Source organism: Brevundimonas sp., assembly GCF_965227765.1.
GTDB lineage: Bacteria > Pseudomonadota > Alphaproteobacteria > Caulobacterales > Caulobacteraceae > Brevundimonas.
This window is the reverse complement of sequence record NZ_OZ245778.1, coordinates 2,713,169-2,731,105: the sequence shown is the minus strand read 5'-3', so window position 1 is coordinate 2,731,105 and position 17,937 is coordinate 2,713,169. Positions and strand designations below refer to the sequence as shown.

Annotated in this window: 10 protein-coding genes; all 10 read left to right on the top strand. The window is 65.5% G+C overall.

Annotation, left to right across the window (positions count from 1 at the left end):
• The first annotated feature begins 109 nt into the window (after window positions 1–109).
• The 10 genes from ACO05L_RS13025 to ACO05L_RS12980 all read left to right on the top strand — a co-directional run bounded on the left by ACO05L_RS13025 (window position 110) and on the right by ACO05L_RS12980 (window position 17,871).
• Window positions 110–2,197, top strand: coding sequence for a glycoside hydrolase family 36 protein (locus ACO05L_RS13025; RefSeq protein ID WP_421729591.1), 2,088 nt, complete (start codon window positions 110–112; stop codon window positions 2,195–2,197).
• Window positions 2,194–3,096: an EamA family transporter gene (locus ACO05L_RS13020; RefSeq protein ID WP_421729590.1), complete on the top strand. Its 903-nt coding sequence runs from the start codon at window positions 2,194–2,196 to the stop codon at window positions 3,094–3,096. Before ACO05L_RS13025 ends, ACO05L_RS13020 begins: the two co-directional genes overlap by 4 nt.
• Before the next feature lie 100 nt (window positions 3,097–3,196).
• Complete coding sequence (locus ACO05L_RS13015) at window positions 3,197–4,495, top strand: D-tagatose-bisphosphate aldolase, class II, non-catalytic subunit (RefSeq protein ID WP_421729589.1); 1,299 nt, start codon at window positions 3,197–3,199, stop codon at window positions 4,493–4,495.
• The gene (locus ACO05L_RS13010; protein WP_421729588.1) at window positions 4,488–5,651 is read left to right on the top strand and encodes an SIS domain-containing protein; all 1,164 of its coding nucleotides are present in this window, start codon (window positions 4,488–4,490) and stop codon (window positions 5,649–5,651) included. Before ACO05L_RS13015 ends, ACO05L_RS13010 begins: the two co-directional genes overlap by 8 nt.
• Window positions 5,651–6,625 (top strand): N-acetylglucosamine kinase, encoded by a 975-nt coding sequence (locus ACO05L_RS13005; protein ID WP_421729587.1) that lies wholly within the window; start codon window positions 5,651–5,653, stop codon window positions 6,623–6,625. The genes ACO05L_RS13010 and ACO05L_RS13005 overlap by 1 nt, the downstream gene beginning before the upstream one ends.
• A gap of 234 nt (window positions 6,626–6,859) precedes the next feature.
• The gene (locus ACO05L_RS13000; protein WP_421729586.1) at window positions 6,860–9,685 is read left to right on the top strand and encodes a TonB-dependent receptor; all 2,826 of its coding nucleotides are present in this window, start codon (window positions 6,860–6,862) and stop codon (window positions 9,683–9,685) included.
• Window positions 9,686–10,048: 363 nt separating this feature from the next.
• Complete coding sequence (locus ACO05L_RS12995; RefSeq protein WP_421729585.1) at window positions 10,049–10,525, top strand: RNA polymerase sigma factor; 477 nt, start codon at window positions 10,049–10,051, stop codon at window positions 10,523–10,525.
• On the top strand, window positions 10,522–11,493 hold the full coding sequence (locus ACO05L_RS12990; protein WP_421729584.1) for a FecR family protein: 972 nt from the start codon (window positions 10,522–10,524) through the stop codon (window positions 11,491–11,493). Before ACO05L_RS12995 ends, ACO05L_RS12990 begins: the two co-directional genes overlap by 4 nt.
• 110 nt (window positions 11,494–11,603) lie before the next feature.
• A complete protein-coding gene (locus ACO05L_RS12985; RefSeq protein WP_421729583.1) occupies window positions 11,604–15,053 on the top strand; it encodes a TonB-dependent receptor in 3,450 nt (1,149 codons plus the stop codon).
• Between the two features lie 67 nt (window positions 15,054–15,120).
• A complete protein-coding gene (locus ACO05L_RS12980) occupies window positions 15,121–17,871 on the top strand; it encodes a M16 family metallopeptidase (RefSeq protein WP_421729582.1) in 2,751 nt (916 codons plus the stop codon).
• The last annotated feature ends 66 nt before the right edge of the window (window positions 17,872–17,937 follow it).

The window sequence follows — 17,937 nt, the reverse complement described above, 5'->3', positions numbered from 1 at the left end:
GACAACGAAAACGAAGCTGATTGTTTCGGTGTGCGTCTTTTTGTTTGCCTTTCAAAATCGGCTTATGCAAGATCATTTCCTGCAATCAATATCATCAAGGGGTGAGGCGATGATCACGGAACATCTGGTGAGCAGGCGCGGCCTCCTGGGTCTCTGGGGCGGCACCGTTCTGGCGGCGGGCGTCCTGAGTTCCACCCAGGCCTGGGCGGGTCCGGCCGTGGCGCGCGTGGGTGACAGGGCCCTGACCATCGAATTCGATTCGGCCCTGAACAGCCGGCTGATCTCCAGCCTGTCGGGCCAGGCCGTGACGCTGACCGAGTTCGGTGCATCTGAAACGGTGACGCTGGAAGGCGACAAGGTCGTCGACCGCTTCTTCTTCGCCGATCAACGGCAGGAAGCCGTCAGCGACCGGCATGGCGCAGGCGTCCGTCATCTGGTGCGCGGCGTCTCGGCCGAGGGGCTCGAGAAGACCGTCAGCCTGACCTTCTATGACCGTTATCCCGGCTTCCCCCTGATGAAGGTGGACTGGCGGCTGACGCGCGGCGAACCGCTGAAGATCGCAAGCTACCGTGTCGGCGCCCATACGCTGAAGTCTTCGCGCGGGGGCTTCTGGTCCTGGTCCGGCTCGACCCACGCCGACCGCCGCGACTGGGTGCAGCCCGTGGGCGAGGACTTCGACCAGCCCAACTTCATGGGCATGAACGCCTCGGACTATGGCTCGGGCACGCCCGTCGCCGATGTCTGGAGGCCGGACGCCGGCATCGCCGTCGGCCATATCGAGCTGACGCCCAAGCTGGTGTCCCTGCCCATCATCGCCTCGCCCGCCGGCGCTTCGGTGGCGCTGCAGGAGGCGCGCGTCGTCACCCTGAATGTCGGCGAGAGCATCAGTTCGCTGGACGCCTTCGTCACCGTGCACCGCCGCGACTATTACGCCACCCTGGACGCTTATCGCCGGGTGATGGCGGATCGCGGCATGGCGGCTCCGAAAGCGCCCGATGGTTCCTACGAGGCCATCTGGTGCGCCTGGGGCTATGACCGCAACTTCACCGTCGCCGAGGTCGAAGGCACCTACGCCAAGGTCAAGGACATGGGCTTCACCTGGGCCGTGCTGGACGATGGCTGGCAGACCAACGAGGGCGACTGGGCGCTGGACCCGCGCAAGTTCCGCACCGAGGCCGACATGGTGGCCTTTGTCACTGCGATCCGCGCTGCGGGCCTCAAGCCCAAGCTGTGGCTGGCGCCCCTGGCCGTGGATCCCGGTTCGGACCTGCTGCACGACCACACCGATATGCTGCTGCTGGACGAGAACGGCGCGGTTCAGGACGTGACCTGGTGGAACGCCTTCTATCTGTGCCCCGCCTATCAGCCGACCAAGGACTACACCCAGAAGCTGATCCACAAGATCATCGGCGAGTGGGGCTATGAGGGGCTGAAGCTGGACGGTCAGCACATGAACGGCGTGGCCCCTTGCCACAACCCGGCGCACAACCACTCGCACCCCGAAGAGTCCGTCGAGAAGCTGCAGGACTTCTGGAAGATGGTCTACGACACGGCCATCGCCGCCAATCCGAACGCGGTGGTCGAGTTCTGCCCCTGCGGCACGTCCTACGCCTTCCACAATCTGCCCTATACCAACCAGGTCCCGTCCTCGGACCCGCTGTCGTCTTGGCAGGTGCGCCTGAAAGGCAAGTCGCTGAAGGCCCTGATGGGTCGCGACGCCGCCTATGCAGGCGACCACGTCGAGCTCAGCGACGGCGGCAACGACTTCGCCTCTTCCGTCGGGATTGGTGCGGTCATTTCGACCAAGTTCACCTGGCCCGAAGAGGGCCGCGGGCCGGACGCCAACTTCCGCCTGACCCCCGAGCGCGAGGTGGTCTGGCGCAAATGGACGGAAATCTACAACGACCGCATGCTGCCCAAGGGCCAGTATCTGGGCGAGTTGTACGACATTGGGTTCGACAAGCCCGAGGCCCACGCCATCGAGAAGGATGGGCGGCTCTACTACGGCTTCTACGCCTCCGAGTGGAATGGCGAGGTCGAGCTGCGCGGGTTGGCGGAGAACACCAGCTACCGCCTGACCGACTACTTCAACGGTGTCGATCTGGGGACCGCAACGGCGAACGCCGCACGCATCCCGGCCAGGTTCGACAAATTCCTGCTGATCGAAGCTGTTCCTACGCAAGGCGTGCAAGCATGACCGACGTCGCCAACGCGTCCTCTCCCGTCCCGGCGTCGCGGCGCTGGTTGATGTTCGCCTTCCTGACCGTCGCCCTCTGGGGCGTGTGGGGCGCGTTCGCGGGCATCTCGGCCCAGCGCGGCTTCCCCGAGACCCTGGTCTACTGCGTCTGGGCGCTGACCATGATCCTGCCGGCGGTGATCGTCATGCACCGCGCCAAATGGCGGCTCGACCGGGATCCAAAGTCGATCCTGTACGGCCTGCTGATCGGCCTGACCGGGGCAGGGGGGCAGATGGTGCTCTTCTACGCCGTCACGACCGGACCGGCCTATCTGATCTTCCCGATCATCTCGCTGTCTCCGCTGATCACCATCCTGATGTCGCTGGTCCTGTTGAAGGAGCGCACGTCGCGGCTGGGCGCGCTGGGAGCCGTGTTGGCGCTGATCGCCCTGCCTCTGTTCGACTTCTCGCCCCAGGGTTTCTCCTTCGCCCAAGGCGGAACCTGGTTCCCGCTGGCCCTGATCATCATGGCGTGCTGGGGCGTGCAGGCCTATTTCATGAAGCTGGCCAACAACCGCATGAGCGCCGAGAGCATCTTCTTCTACATGATGCTGAGCGGCCTCTTGCTGGTCCCGGTCGCCCTGGCGATGACGGACTTCTCCAAGCCCATCAACTGGGGGCCGGACGGTCCCTGGCTGGCTGCGGGCATCCAGATCCTAAACGCCATCGGCGCCCTGGCCCTGGTCTATGCCTTCCGCCACGGCAAGGCGATCGTGGTCGCGCCGCTGACCAATGCCGGCGCCCCTCTGGTCACGGCGGTCATCGCCCTGCTGATCGCTGGGGTCGTGCCCGGCGACCTGAAGATGATCGGCCTGGCCCTCGCCTTCGTCGCCGCAGCCTTGCTGGCCTCTGCGCCATAGGGCTGACGAAACCGCCACGTGAAACTTTCGGTTTCATTGTTTTTGTTGCGTTTGGCGTATTTTGATCTAGGGTTGCGAAACGTTACCCATAGGATTCCTCATGAAGGCGATGATTGATCTGGTCGCCCGGCATAAGTCCGGTCAGGCCTGCGGCATTTATTCGGTCTGCTCCGCGCATCCGCTGGTCATCGAGGCGACATGCGCCCATGCGCGGGATGCGGATCTGGACGTGGTCCTGATCGAGGCGACCTGCAATCAGGTCAATCAGGACGGCGGCTATACGGGCATGACGCCCGATATGTTCCGCGACTTTGTCCATGATATCGCCCGCAAGGTCGGCCTGCCGGTCGAGCGCGTGTTGCTGGGCGGGGACCACCTGGGTCCCAATCCCTGGACCGGCCTGAGCGCAGAAGAGGCGATGGCCAAGGCCGGCGTTCTGATCGAACAGTATGTCGCCGCGGGCTTCCGCAAGATCCACGCCGACTGCTCGATGTCCTGCGCCGACGATCCCACGCCTCTGCCCGAAGACACCATCGCCCGCCGCGCCGCGCGCTTGATCAAGATCGCCGAGGCGACCCAGGCCCGTGTCGGCGGCGAGCCCTGCGTCTATGTCATCGGCACCGAGGTTCCCGTGCCCGGCGGCGCCGCCGAGGACCTGCCCGAGCTCGAGGTCACCACGCCCGAGGCCGCGCTGGCGACCATCGAGGCTCACCGCGTCATCTTCGCGGCTGATGGACTGTCCGATGCCTGGGCGCGGGTCATCGGCGTCGTCGTCCAGCCGGGCGTCGAGTTCGACCATCACAAGGTCATCGACTATCAGCCCGCCAAGGCGGTCGAACTGAGCGCCGCGCTCGACGCCCAGTCGCACATCGTCTTTGAGGCCCATTCGACCGATTACCAGACGCCCAAGGCGCTCAAGACCCTGGTCGAGGACCATTTCGCCATTCTGAAGGTCGGGCCGGGCGTCACCTTCGCTCTGCGCGAAGCCCTGTGGGCGCTGGACGCCATCGAACGCGAATGGATCGGCGCGGATCGGGCCTCGGGCTTCCGCCAGGTCGCCATCGAACGCATGAAGGCCGATCCGCGCAACTGGTCGAAATACTATCACGCGACCGGCGCCGATCTGGATTTCGACCTGCAATACAGCCTGTCCGACCGCATCCGCTACTATTGGCCGGACGCCGAGATCGCGGCGGCGCAAGCGGCGATGTTCGCCAACCTGACCGACAATCCGCCGCCCATGGCGCTGGTCAGCCAGTATCTGCCGGGGGCCAATGCCGCCCTGCGCAATTCCGACCTTGCCGCCACCCCGGCTCGTCTGGTGATCGCCCATATCGGCGCGACGCTGGAGACCTATCGGGCGGCCTGTAATCCTGAGCTGGAGTCCGCTCGTGCCTGACGTCAATCATCTCGGTCTTTCCGAGTCCGAACTCGAGCGCCTGGGCGGTCTGTGGACCGCGCGCGAAATCGCTCATCAGCCCGCCATGCTGCGCGAGACGCAGAAGCTGCTGATGGCGCGGCGCACCGAGATCGAGGCCTTCATCGGTCCGCTGCTGGGCAAGTCCAACCTGCGCGTCATCCTGACCGGGGCGGGCACCTCCGCGTTCGCCGGCGACTGCCTGGCGCCCGTTCTGTCCAAGCGGCTGGGGCGTCGCGTCGAGGCCATCCCGACCACGGATCTGGTCTCGGCCCCGCACCTGTATTTCGAAGCCGAAACCCCGACCCTGGTGGTGTCCTTCGGTCGCTCGGGCAACAGCCCCGAAAGCGTCGCGGCGATCGAGCTGGCCGACCGGCTGGTCAAGGACCTGCATCACCTCGTCATCACCTGCAACGCCGACGGCGCTCTGGCCGGCTTCGGCAAGGCCCCGCGCGGCCTGACCGTGCAACTGCCCGAGCCGACGCACGATCGCAGCTTCGCCATGACGTCCAGCTTCTCGTGCATGACCTACGCCGCGCTGGCGGTGTTCAGCGGCATTGAGGCCATGGACGGCCGGGTCGACTCCATCGCCCGCGCCACCGAAGCCGTCATCGCCAACTACACCTCGGTCATGCAGGCCGCGGCGGCGGAAGGCTATGAGCGGGTCGTCTATCTGGGCAGCCACATCTTCCAGGGCCTGGCGCGCGAATCCGGCCTCAAGCTGCTGGAGCTGACCAACGGCGCGCTCGTGACGATGTTCGACTCGCCTCTCGGCTTCCGCCACGGCCCCAAGACCATCGTCAACGACCGGACGCTGATCGTCGTCTTCTTCTCCAACAACGCCTACACGCGCAGCTACGACATCGACCTGCTGGACGAGCTGCGTCGCGACAATGACGCGGCGCGGGTCATCGCCATCACGGCCCAGGACGGCGTGGGTCTGGCCAAGAGCGATGAGATCAGCATCCTTGGCCTTGAGACGGCGGACGACGCCGAACTGCTGATCCCCTTCATTGTGGCGCCGCAGATTCTGGCCTTCTTCGAGTCGCTTCGTCTGGGGCTCCGGCCGGACAAGCCCAATACCTCGGGCACGGTCAACCGGGTCGTCCAGGGCGTGCGCATTCACGAGTTGGGCTGATGGGGGCTGCGATCCGATCTGACGGATATTTCCTGGGCGTGGACGGCGGCGGCACCAAGACCGCCTTCGTCCTGACCGACCGCGAGGGCCGCGAACTGGCCAGGCACGAGGGCGGGTCCAGCTATCATATCCAGATCGGCGTCGAGAGCCTGCATGCCCTGCTGCACGACGGCGTCCACGCGGTTCTGAATCAGGCGGGGGCGACGACGGAAGACATCGTCTTCGCCTTCTTCGGTCTGCCGGCCCATGGCGAGGATTCGCAGGTCCAGCCCTTCCTGGACGTGACGCCCGAGGCGGTTCTTGGCCATCGCCGCTACGCTTGCGGCAACGACATGATCTGCGGCTGGGCCGGATCGTTGGGCGGCGAAGACGGCATCAACATCGTCGCCGGCACCGGCTCCATCGGCTATGGCGAGCGCCAGGGCCTGTCCGCTCGCGGCGGCGGATGGGGCGAGGTGTTTTCAGACGAAGGCTCGGCCTACTGGATCGCGGTCCAGGGTCTGAACGTCTTCTCGCGCATGGCCGATGGCCGTCTGGAACGTGGGCCGCTTTATGACCTGCTGAAGCGCGAACTGGATCTCAAGAGCGACCTCGACATCTGCGCCTATGTCTATGCCAAGGCGACGGCTCAGCGCGATCGCATCGCCGCCCTGTCACGCCTGGTCGCTCGCGCGGCGGCTCAGGGCGATGTCGCGGCGCAAGCGGTGTTCAGCCAGGCGGGACAGGAACTGGCCGCCATCGTGGACGGCATCCGGCGGCAGCTGGACTATCCGGCAGGCGAAGGCGTCAACCTGTCCTATTCGGGCGGCGTGTTCCAGAGCGACGAACTGATCCTGCGGCCCTTCCGAAAGCAGCTTTCGACCTATTCGCCCGACTACCGGATCGTGACGCCTCGCTATAGCCCGGCCATGGGCGCGGCCATCTACGCCGCGCGGCTGAGCGGGCATTCGCTCAAGCTGCCAGTCCACGCCTGATTGTATGGCCATCCCGACCTGCCGATAATTCAGGTTTCGGTTGTTCCATGAAGCGCTTTGTGGCCGAGACGAAACGGTCCGCAACCAAGATCATACCGAAACGAACTTTCGTTAGGTATCTATTTGACAGTTTCAAGAAACCAGAGTTACTTTTTGTATCTGTCTTGGCCGCCGATGACGTTCGGTTCCGGCGCAGACCCGATACCGTCGATCATGCGAAAAAAGGGGATCGCAATGTCACGTCGTAAATCTCACCGGAACGCCATCATGGCAGGCGCGGGCCTGGCCGCATTGCTTTCGTCAGGCGCAGCCTATGCCCAGACCGCGCCTTCCAGCGCCGATCTCGAACTCAGCGACGGCCAAGTCGCAACCGTGGACGAGATCGTGGTGACCGGGGTCCGCGCCAGCGTCGCCCGCGCCGTTGGACTGAAGCGTGAAGCCACGACCGTTCAGGATTCGATCAGCGCCCTGGAACTGGGCATGTTCCCCGACGACAACGTCGCCGATTCGCTGAGCCACATCACCGGGGTTTCGATCTCGCGCACCGCAGGCGGCGAAGGCCAGTCGGTCAGCGTTCGGGGCCTTGGCCCGGAATACACTCTGTCGACCTTCAACGGCCGCATCCTGGCCACCGACGGCGCAGGTCGCGACTTCGCCTATGACGTGCTGCCTTCCGACGTCATCAGCGGTGCGGATGTCATCAAGGGCGCCGAGGCTGCGAACACCGAAGGCGCCATCGGCGGCCTGATCAACCTGCGCTCGGCCAGCCCCTTCGACAAAGTCGGCCAGCAAGGCATCATCCGCGTCGAGGGCGACCACAACCGGATGTCCGAACTCGAGGGCAGCAAGATCTCGGGCGTCTACAGCAACACCTTCATGAACGACACGCTGGGCATCCTGCTGGGCGTGGTCTCCGAGCGTCGCGACGACCGCACGGATGTCGCCGGCAATGACGGCGGCTGGTCGCGCAACGCCGATCCGACCGACGAGAGCTGGCTCTGGGGCAACACCTGGGGCGGTCACATCGACCCCAACAACAACGGCGTTCTGGACCCCGAAGAATACGGCCTGATCGGTCCCGGTCAGTTCCGCGTCGGCTCGATCCTGGAACAGAAGAAGCGCGAAGCCTACACGGCCAAGCTGGAATGGCGTCCGACGGACAACTTCCGCCTGACCCTCGACGGCCTGTCGACCAAGCTGGATTCACCGCAGGTCGGCTATCAGCAGTCCTTCTACACGCTCTATGCGCCGGGCCGCTGGTCGAACATGGTGATCAACGACGGGATCGTCACCAGCTTCGACATGACCAATCCTGATCCGGAACTGCGCCTCAATCCCGAGCTGCTGAACCAGACCACCTTCCGCGTCGTCGAGACCGAGCTGTATGGCGCCAACGCCGAATGGCGCGTGTCGGACAACCTGACCCTGACCGCAGACCTCTATCGTTCGACCTCCAGCCGCAAATCGGGCGGCCAGGATTCCTACGTCGTGCTGCGTATGAACCAAGCCAACACCGCCCATGTCGAACTGACCGGCGCCCGCGTGCCTAACGTCAACGTCGACTTCGCTGACGGCCGCGACCTGGCCGCCGGCCTGGAAGCCGGGGCATTCTCCGACGCCGACTTCAACACGCACTACTTCTCGCTTGAAGGCGACAATATCGAAGACGAGATCAACGGCGCCTCGTTCGCAGGCCGTCTGGAAACCCAGCGCGGCTGGCTCGACAGCCTCCAGTTCGGCGTCACCTACACCGAGCGCACCAAGTCGCGCGACCTGGTCAACAACTCGCTGACCGGCGGCGCTGACTATTATTCCGGCGACTACGCGATCAACGTCGGCGATCTGGGCGGCAACGTCATCTCGAACAGCTTCAGCCTGCCCAACTTCATGAGCGAGGTGAATGCCGACTTCCCGCGCACCTTCCTGGCCTTCGACATCGCCAATTACCAGGCGGCCCTGGCGGCCTATAACGGCACGCCGCGGCCGGGTGGCGGGGTCTATGACTATTCCGCCGCAGCCCCGACCTGGAACCCGCTGCAGAGCTATCGCGTGTCCGAGGAAACCTGGGCCGCCTATGGTCAAGCCAACCTGGCCGGCGAGCGCTGGAGCGGCAACATCGGCCTGCGTATCGTCCAGACGGACACCAAGGCCCAGGCCTGGGACGCCAAGATCCTGCAGATCATCGAGAACGGCGCGTTCAACTATACCGCCGTCTATGACGATCCGACCGAGATCAATCAGGAAACGGGTCACACCTACTTCCTGCCGTCGCTGAACCTGAACTATCGGATCACCGAAGAGCTGCGCCTGCGTTTCGGCGCCGCCAAGACCATGGCTCGCCCGTCGGTCGAGACCCTGGCCCCGACCAACACCACCGAGAGCGTGTCCTGGGGTGAGTTCACCCAGATCTACAGCGGCAACGCAGCGCTGAAGCCCTATTCCGCCGAACAGTACGACCTGTCGCTGGAATACTATTTCCGCCCCAACTCGATCTTCAACATCGCGGTGTTCAAGAAGGACATCGAGGACCAGATCACCACCAGCTGGGAACCGGGTCAGGACATCGGCGTCCCGGGCTATCTGTTCAACGTCATGCGTCCGATCAACGGCGACACGGCCGAGGTGCATGGCGTCGAAGTCGGCCTGCAGCACTTCATGGACAACGGTCTGGGCGTCCGCGCGCAATACACGCGCAACTGGTCCAAGAGCTATGTCGGCGACGAAGAGCGTCCGCTGGAAGGCATCGCGCCTTCGGTCTATTCGCTGGGCGTCTTCTATGAGCGCGGCCCGATCTCGCTGAGCCTTTCCGGCGACCACACCGACGGCTTCGTCACCGCCGTCAACGTGCTTGGCGGGGGCTTCAACGAAGAAGCCGACGCCATCACCTGGGTCACCGCCCACGCCTCGTACAGCTTCAACGACCACATCAGCATCTCGCTGGAAGGTCAGAACCTGCTGGACGAAGCCAATACCTACAGCATCAACGGCAACCCGCTGCTGCCGCAGGGCTACTATCGCTACGGCGCTTCCTACAAGCTGGGCGTGAGCTACCGGTTCTAAAACTGCGCGTCGCCGATCTCCCCGTTCGGGAGATCGGCGACGTTGCTCGCGCGCGTCCAAGTGGTCGGACGAGGGCGAGTTCTGGGGTCTCTTGACCCATGCCTAACATTTCGACGCCAGCGCGGGCCGGGGTGCGGTCGCAACCGACGCACTGAGCCGTTCCAGCGCGACAACGCCGATCCGGCGTCAATTCCTAAGCGGCGCCAAGCGTTGCCGGAACCCTGGAAATATCGCCCCCCGGCGCGGTTCGACTCCATCTTCGGTAGGAAGTCGTTCGCCTTCTTCGATCCCCTGTCACGAATAATCGCTGCTGGATGTCAGCTTCTTTCGGCTCGCCCGTCTAACGGGTAAGGCAGAGGTTTGATGACCACACTCGCGGACATTCTAAAGAAGGCCAGGCGGGCGGTGGTGCGGCAGGGCATCGCCGACCAGGACGCCGACGAACTGGTGCATGACGCCTATCTGAAGGTGCAAGCCTATCAACGCGAGCACGCTGTCCGTTCGCAGGAGGCGCTGCTGGTCCGGGCCGCCGTAAACCTGTCGATCGACCGCCAGCGCCGCGCCGCCCGCCTGCCGATGGCCGAGGGGGCGGTGCTGTACGAGTTGCCCGACGAGGCTCCGGACCCTGCGCGGATCATGGAGGCCCGGACCCGGTTGCGTCAGGTCGCCGCCGGGCTCGAACGCCTGCCCGAACGCACCCGCCGAATCCTGTTGAAACGCCGTCTCGAAAACATGAGCTATTCCGAAATCGCCGCATCGGAGGATATGTCCGTGGCCGCCGTCGAAAAACTGGTGGCGCGTGCAACCCTGCAGTTGATGAACGGGATGACGCCGTCATGAGCCGGGTCCTTGCCCCGCACGAGGCTTTGGCTTCGCAAGAGATCGAAGCCCAGGCCGCCGTCTGGCTGACGACGCTCAACGGCGAAGACGACCACGATGTTCGCTCTGCGTTTGACGCCTGGCTGGCTGAGAACGCCGCCCATGCCCAGGCTTTCCAGAGGGCTAGCGAGGTCTGGGCCATCCTGCCGCGTGCCGCCGCGCACGAAGCCGAGGCGCCGGCCTATGCGGCCCCGCGCCGAGCGCGCTCATGGCCCGTCGGCGCCGCCATCGCCGCCTGCGTATCGGCGCTCGTGGTCGTCGGCGTGCTGTTCTGGTCCCTGGCGGACGGCGGAGACTACGCCACCCGTCTGGGCGAGCAGAAGGTCGCCACCTTGCAGGACGGCAGCCGCCTGGCGCTGAATACGGATACGCGGGTGGACGTGCGCTTCGACGCGGGCCATCGCCGCATCGATCTCGCGCATGGCGAGGCCATGTTCGAGGTGGCCCACGACGCGTCGCGCCCCTTCGTCGTGGTGGCTGGCGATACCGAGATCCGGGCCATCGGTACGGTCTTCACCGTGCGCCGCACGGGCGAGGATGTGGTCGTCACCCTGATCAAGGGACGGGTGGCGGTGTCGAACGCTCGCACCCGGCCGGCCCATCGGGCCGACGCCGTCGTCATGCTGCATCCCGGCGAGAAGCTGACCGAGCCTGCGCAGGGCGCGGCGCGGGTCGAGCCGGAATCCATCGAGGCGGCGACGGCCTGGCGCCGCGGACAGGCGATGTTCGACGACACGCCTCTGGCGATCGCCGTGACCGAGTTGAACCGCTACGGCGGAGTGCAGATCGCCATCGACGATCCCCGCGTCGCCGCCCTGCCGGTGTCGGGGGTGTTCGACACAAACGCTGCGGACTTCGCCCAGGCCGTCGCCGCCCTGCATGGGCTGCAAACGGAGCAAAAGGGTAAAACCGTGCACATAAGCCGCTGAATGGCGGTCGATTGAACTTTTTATGTCCCCGACGTGTCTGTTTTGCGGTGCAACATCGTCTCTACTAGTGGGGCTCGGATGGGATCGAGCCCCTCACCTGGGGGACTACAATGTTTTCACGCTCTTTCGCGCTGGCCGCCAGCGCCAGCATGCTCGTTCTGTCGGCGACGGCGGTTCAGGCGCAGGCGCTTTACGCGTTCAACCTGCCGGCCCAACCGCTTGAGACCTCGCTGCGGGCCGTGGCCTCGCAGACCGGGACCAATGTGGTCTTCGCCGGCGATCTGGTCCGCGGAAAGTCCTCACCGGCGCTGCAGGGCAGCCATTCGCCGCAAGCCGCCTATGAGGCCATCCTGCGGGGTTCGGGCCTGAGGCTCGGCGTCACCGATGGCGGATCCTTCGTGGTCAGCGGACCGGCTGGCGGGCAGGCGGGGCAAACGCAGGGTGCGGGCGCCCTGGTCGGTCGGGTCTCGGTCGCCCAGGGCGTGCGCGGCCTGGACGGCGCACTGGTGCGGCTGGTCGAGACGGGCCAGACCAGTCGGGTCGACGACTTCGGCTCCTTTCGCTTCGCTTCGGTCCAGGCCGGACCCAAGACGGTCGAGATCTCCTTCCTGGGCTATGAGACCCTGATCGCGACGGTGAACGTGCCGGCGGGCGGGACGCTGGAACAGACCTTCGCGCTGAACGAGAGCGGCTTCGGCAACGTCGATGACGTGGTGGTCTATGGCTCGCGCAGCGCCCGCGCCAACGCCCTGAACCTGCAGCGCACGGCCGAGAACAGCGCCGACGTAATCTCGGCCGACGACCTGGGCAACTTCACCGGGACCACGTTTTCCGAAGCCCTGCGTCGCGCGCCGGGCGTCTCGTTCCAGCGCAACTCGGTCACGGGCGACGGCACCAATGTGATTGTGCGCGGGCTGGAGCCCGACATGAACGCGGTCAAGCTGAACGGCGTCAACCTGCCGGTCGGCAACGGTCTGGGGCGTTCGGCGGACCTGTCGAACCTGCTGGCCGATTCCGTCAGCCGCATCACGATCAACAAGTCGCTGCTGCCCAGCCAGGACAGCTCGGGCACCGGCGGCCTGATCGAGATCGAGACCATGTCCCCGCTGGACCGGCCGCATCGCTACTACAACTTCCTGGTCGAGGGCGGTCAGACGCCCAAGGACTTCAACGACGACTTCCTGGCGTCCGGCACGGTGGCTGGGACGTTCGGCGACAACTTCGGACTGAGCGCGTCGATCCAGTATCGCCGCAAGAACACCCGTTCGATCGCCTATGACGCGGGCAGCAACGGCGGCGCCATGACGTTTGGACGGTCCCTGCCGCTGGATGCGAGCGGCAATCCGATCCTGGTGCTGGACGGTGTCGATCCGCTGCTGAACTTCCCCTTCATCGACGGCGACGACCAGTCCTATCCGCGCGGGGTGGTCACCAACTTCTATCACAACGAGGCCGAGACCCTGGCGGCGACCCTGTCGGCCGAATGGCGGATCGCCAGCCATACCAACCTGAAGTTCGACATCCAGCATTCGCAGGCCAACACCGACTTCTTCTCGCTGTCGGACACCTTCTCGACCGGGGCCGAATACGCCGTCGTGCCGGGGCAGGGGCCGAACGCGCAATTGGTGCTGGACCTGACGCCGGGCAACGCGGGCATTTCGCGCTCTCAGGCCTATGGCTATGACCGCAACGTCGAACAGGTGACAGACACCTATACGATGAACGGCAAGACGACCCTGGGCGCCTTCGAGTTCAAATACCTGGCCGGTTACGCCCACGGCACCGAGCGGCATCCTCAAAGCTTCAGCACCCAGCTGCGCATGCCCGACACGGACGCCAGCGCGGCCCTGTTCCTGCCCGAGGCGGTGGATCCCACGACCGGCCTGATCGCCACGGGTTTTGCGCCCCGCACCGGCAAGGGCATTCCTCTGCCGCTGCTGAGCGCGGCGGGCTGGGCCCTGGTCAATGATCCGTCCGCCTTCACCATCGACAACGCCAGCGGCCAGATCGACAACACCAGCGGAAGCAATGATCGCTACACCGCCAGCGGCAGCGCGCGCTGGACCCGCGGCGAGGGCTGGCTGAACTACATCGAGGTCGGCGCCTTCTACGAAGAGACCGAGTTCCGCAGCGACCTGACGCGGAGCCAGCTGGGCGGCAATATTCCCGTCTCGGCCCTGGGCTTCGGTTTCGTGCCCTCGGACCTGTCGCGGATCGGCCTGTCGGGGGCGGGCTTCTCGACCCTCAGCGAGGCGACGCTGCGTGATTTCGTCGGCAATCTGGACAGCATCGCCGGCGGCCCGTCGGGCCTGACGCTGACGCCGATCGTGCCCCACCCGGATCAGGGCAACGAGAAGACCGAGGAAAGCAATTTCGCCGCCTATCTGCAGACGCGACTGGACTTCGGCAAGCTGGAGGTCATCGGCGGCGTGCGTTACAACCGCACCGAGCTGTCGGCGACCAACCTGAGCTTCCCCGTCTATATCGGGCCGTTGCTGCCCTCCAGCGGCGGGGGCATCGGCATCGATCTGGCCTTCCAGAACGAGTTCACCAAACTGGTCACCGAGGAGACGACGGCCGAGGACATCCTGCCGCGCGTTCTGTTCAACTATCGCCAGAGCGACAACCTGATCTTCCGGGGCGGCTATTTCCTGTCGGTGGCCCGGCCATCGATCGGCCAGCTGTCGAACGAGACCCGCATCTCCTTCATCAACTTCCCGATCCCGGGGCCTGAAGGCTTCAAGCCGGTGCTGCAGATCAACAGCGGCAACCCCAATCTGAAGCCGGCGACGACGGACAATTTCGACCTGAGCGCCGAATACTATTCGGGCGTCGGCATCTTCAAGCTGAGCGCCTTCTACAAGCGGATCGACAATCTGCTGCAGACCAACATCACCAATGGCCCGGCGGTGCTCAGTGCAGTGACCCTGCCGGATCACCCCTATTTCAACGGCGCGCCCTATTTCGATCCGGCCAATCCGACCGCGGCCTTCATCACTGGCGGCAGCCCGGTGAACAGCGACGAGGTCGCCGAGCTGTGGGGCATCGAGGCCCAGGCCGAGCGGCGCTTCGACTTCCTGCCGGGCGTCTGGGGCGGGTTCGGCGTCTTCCTGAACCACACCTGGACCGAAAGCTCGCGCGCCGACCGCTACAACTGGGCCTATGACCCGGTCCCGGACAATGTCTACACCTTCACGGACCTGCCGTTCATCCAGCAGCCCGAGCATTCGGGCACGGCCGCGATCACCTATAACAAGTACGATGTCGATGCGACGCTGGCCTATGGCTACCAGTCGCGGTCAGTGTCCCTGTTCCAGCCGCGCGGGCTGAGCGTCTATACCGAGGGCGTGCGGACGCTGGACTTCCGGGCCGAATACTATCTGCGCCCCAGCTACGGCAGCTTCCGCGTCTATGTCGAAGCCAACGACCTGCTGAACGGAACCGGCGATCCCGATCTGGAGCAGACGTTCGGCGGCGAGAACGGCGCGCCCAAGGTCTTCACCCGCGCCACCTACCTGGGCGGGCGCAACCTCAGAATAGGCCTGTCGGCGACCTTCTGATCGCCGACGTCAAACGGTCGGCGCGCGTATTTGCGCCGGCCGCCTTCCTTGTATGTCAGGATTCACGATGAAGAAGATGCTCCTGCTGGCGTCGGTCGCGGCCGTTCTCGCCGCCCCGGCCCTGAGCCATGCCACTCAGTCGGAGCCCCAAGGTCCGGCGCCGCAGGGCGCGGTGCTGGTGCCCTATGAACAGTTCACCCTGCCCAACGGCCTGCGGGTCGTGGTGCACGAGGACCATTCGGCGCCCAAGGTCGCGGTGGCCGTCTGGTACGCCGTGGGCTCGATGAACGAGCCCCAGGGCAAGTCCGGCTTCGCCCACCTGTTCGAGCATCTGATGTTCAACGGGTCCGAGCATCGCGACGACGAATACATGCCGCCGCTGCAGGAGATCGGCGTTTCGGCGGTGAACGGCGCCACGTCGCTGGACCAGACCTACTACTACGAGGTCGTGCCGACCGGCGGGCTGGAGCGGGTGCTGTGGCTGGAATCCGACCGCATGGGGTATCTGCTGGGCGCGGTGACGCAGGCCAAGCTGGATGAGCAGCGCGGCGTCGTCCAGAACGAGAAACGCACCTACGAGAACCGCCCCTACGCCATGATGTCGGATCTGCGGAGCGAGGCCCTGTTTCCGGCCAACCATCCCTATCGGCATTCCGTCATCGGCTCGATGGAGGACCTGAACGACGCCTCGCTGGAGGACGTGAAGGACTGGTTCCGCCGTTATTACGGCGCCTCGAACGCGGTGGTGACCCTGGCCGGCGACGTGACGCTGGAACAGGCGCGCGAACTGATGACCCGCTATTTCGCCAGTGTCCCGCCCGGACCCCCGGTCGGACGGATCACCGACTGGACGCCGGTGCTGGAGCGGATCAAGACCGAGGTGGTCGCCGACAATGTGCCCCAGACGGCGGTGTCCTGGGCCTGGCCCGTGCCCGGCAGCCGGGCGAACGAGGATCAGGCGCTGCGCATGGCGTCGTCGGTGCTGGGACGCGGGCGTCTGTCGCGGCTGCATCAGGCCCTGGTGATTGACCGGCCGTTGGCCACCAGCGTGTCGGTCAACTACGAGGCGGCGGCCATCGCCGGGGTCTTCAATATCGAACTGCGGCTGAAGCCCGGCGTGGACCAGGCCGAGGCCGAGGCCGCGCTGCAGGCGGAACTGGACCGCTTCCTCAAGGACGGCCCTACGGCGCAGGAGCTGGAGCGCTACAAGATCACCGCCTATGGCGATAACGTCCGCTCGCTGGAATCCCTGTTCCTGCGCGCCATGATGCTGTCGGGCGGGGTGATCTTCGACGGCAATCCGGGCCAGTTCCAGATCGACCAGGAGCGGTTCGACGCCCTGGGCGCCAATGAGGTGAAGACCGTCGCCAACGCCTGGCTGTCGCGGCCCAACTATCGGCTGACCGTGCTGCCTCAGGCGCAGTTCGCGGCCGGCGCCGACGGCGCGGATCGGACCCAGTTGCCGGGCATGGGGCCTATGCCCGACATCGTGCTGCCGCCGTTGCAGGAAGGCCGCCTGACCAACGGGATGCGCGTCCTCTACTCGCATCGCCAGGGCACGCCGACGGTCGAGCTGGCCATGAACTTCGATGCGGGCGGGGCTGCGGACCAGGGGCTGAAAGAGGGGCTGCAAGGCTTCACCATCGGCCTGATGGACGACGGCACGCGCGACATGACCGGCGAGGAATTCGCACAGGCCCAGGAGATGCTGGGCGCCCGGATCTATGCGAGCAGCGACGTGGACACGACCAGCTTCCGCGTCTCGGCCCTGACCCGGTCGTTCGACGACACGGTGGCCTTGTGGTCGCGCTATATCCGCAATCCCGGCTTCCGCCCGGCGGACCTGGAGCGCGAAAGGTCATCGGCCCTGTCGGGCCTGCAACAGGCCCAGGTCGATCCCGACAGCATCGCCGGCAGCGTGTTCAACTATCTGACCTTCGGCGCCGACCATGCCTATGGCGGGCCGCTGGCGGGGCGGGCGCAGACGATCGCCTCCTATAGCCGCGACGATCTGATCGCCTTCCATGAGCAGTTCATCCGGCCGGACAATGCCGTGATCTTCGCCGCGGGCGACGCCGATTTCGACACGCTGATGGCGACGCTGGAGAAGGCGTTTGGCGACTGGCGCGCGCCCGTGTCGGCGGTGGGGACCAAGACCCTGGCGCCGGTGGCCGAACAGGCGGCGTCGCGCGTAGTGCTGGTCGACAAGCCGGGCGCGATCCAGTCGGTCATCCGGGTCGGGCAGATCATGCCGGATGGGCTGGACCCCCGGAACTTCGACTTCGACCTGTTGAACGGCGTGCTGGGAGGCGGCTTCACCGCGCGGCTCAACATGAACCTGCGCGAGGCCAAGGGCTGGACCTATGGCGCCGGCAGCGGTCTGGGCGATGCGCGCGGACCCCAGGCCTTTGCGGTCTCGACCAGTATCCAGACCGACCGCACGGCCGAGGCCCTGAGCGAGATCTCGCGCGAACTGCACGACATCGGCGGCGCGCGTCCAGTGACCGACAAGGAGCTGGACCTGCTGCGGCGGGGCCAGGTGCTGACCCTGGCGGACCGGTTCGAGACCAACAATGCCATGGTGGGCTACATGGCCTATGTCTCGCGCTTCGAGCACGACTACGAATGGCTCACGACCCTGCCGGACCGCTATGAGGCGGCGACGCCGCAAGGCGTGACGGCGACTGCGGCCATGCTGCGGCCAGACGCCATGACCTGGGTCGTGGTCGGCGACCTGTCCAAGATCGAGGCCGGCGTCCGGGCGCTGAACCTGGGGCCTGTCGAGGTTTGGGACGCCGAGGGTGTTCGACAGCGCTAACGTGACCTCTCTCTAGAAGGCAGCGGATCAGCCATTTGATGGGTGACGCCAAAGTCTTGACCAGAC

Excerpts from the sequence above, each read along its gene's own strand:
- ACO05L_RS13025 (WP_421729591.1), top strand. The coding sequence starts at position 110 with ATGATCACGGAACATCTGGTGAGCAGGCGCGGCCTCCTGGGTCTCTGG.
- ACO05L_RS13020 (WP_421729590.1), top strand. The coding sequence starts at position 2,194 with ATGACCGACGTCGCCAACGCGTCCTCTCCCGTCCCGGCGTCGCGGCGC.
- ACO05L_RS13015 (WP_421729589.1), top strand. The coding sequence starts at position 3,197 with ATGAAGGCGATGATTGATCTGGTCGCCCGGCATAAGTCCGGTCAGGCC.
- ACO05L_RS13005 (WP_421729587.1), top strand. The coding sequence starts at position 5,651 with ATGGGGGCTGCGATCCGATCTGACGGATATTTCCTGGGCGTGGACGGC.
- ACO05L_RS13000 (WP_421729586.1), top strand. The coding sequence starts at position 6,860 with ATGTCACGTCGTAAATCTCACCGGAACGCCATCATGGCAGGCGCGGGC.
- ACO05L_RS12995 (WP_421729585.1), top strand. The coding sequence starts at position 10,049 with ATGACCACACTCGCGGACATTCTAAAGAAGGCCAGGCGGGCGGTGGTG.
- ACO05L_RS12990 (WP_421729584.1), top strand. The coding sequence starts at position 10,522 with ATGAGCCGGGTCCTTGCCCCGCACGAGGCTTTGGCTTCGCAAGAGATC.
- ACO05L_RS12985 (WP_421729583.1), top strand. The coding sequence starts at position 11,604 with ATGTTTTCACGCTCTTTCGCGCTGGCCGCCAGCGCCAGCATGCTCGTT.
- ACO05L_RS12980 (WP_421729582.1), top strand. The coding sequence starts at position 15,121 with ATGAAGAAGATGCTCCTGCTGGCGTCGGTCGCGGCCGTTCTCGCCGCC.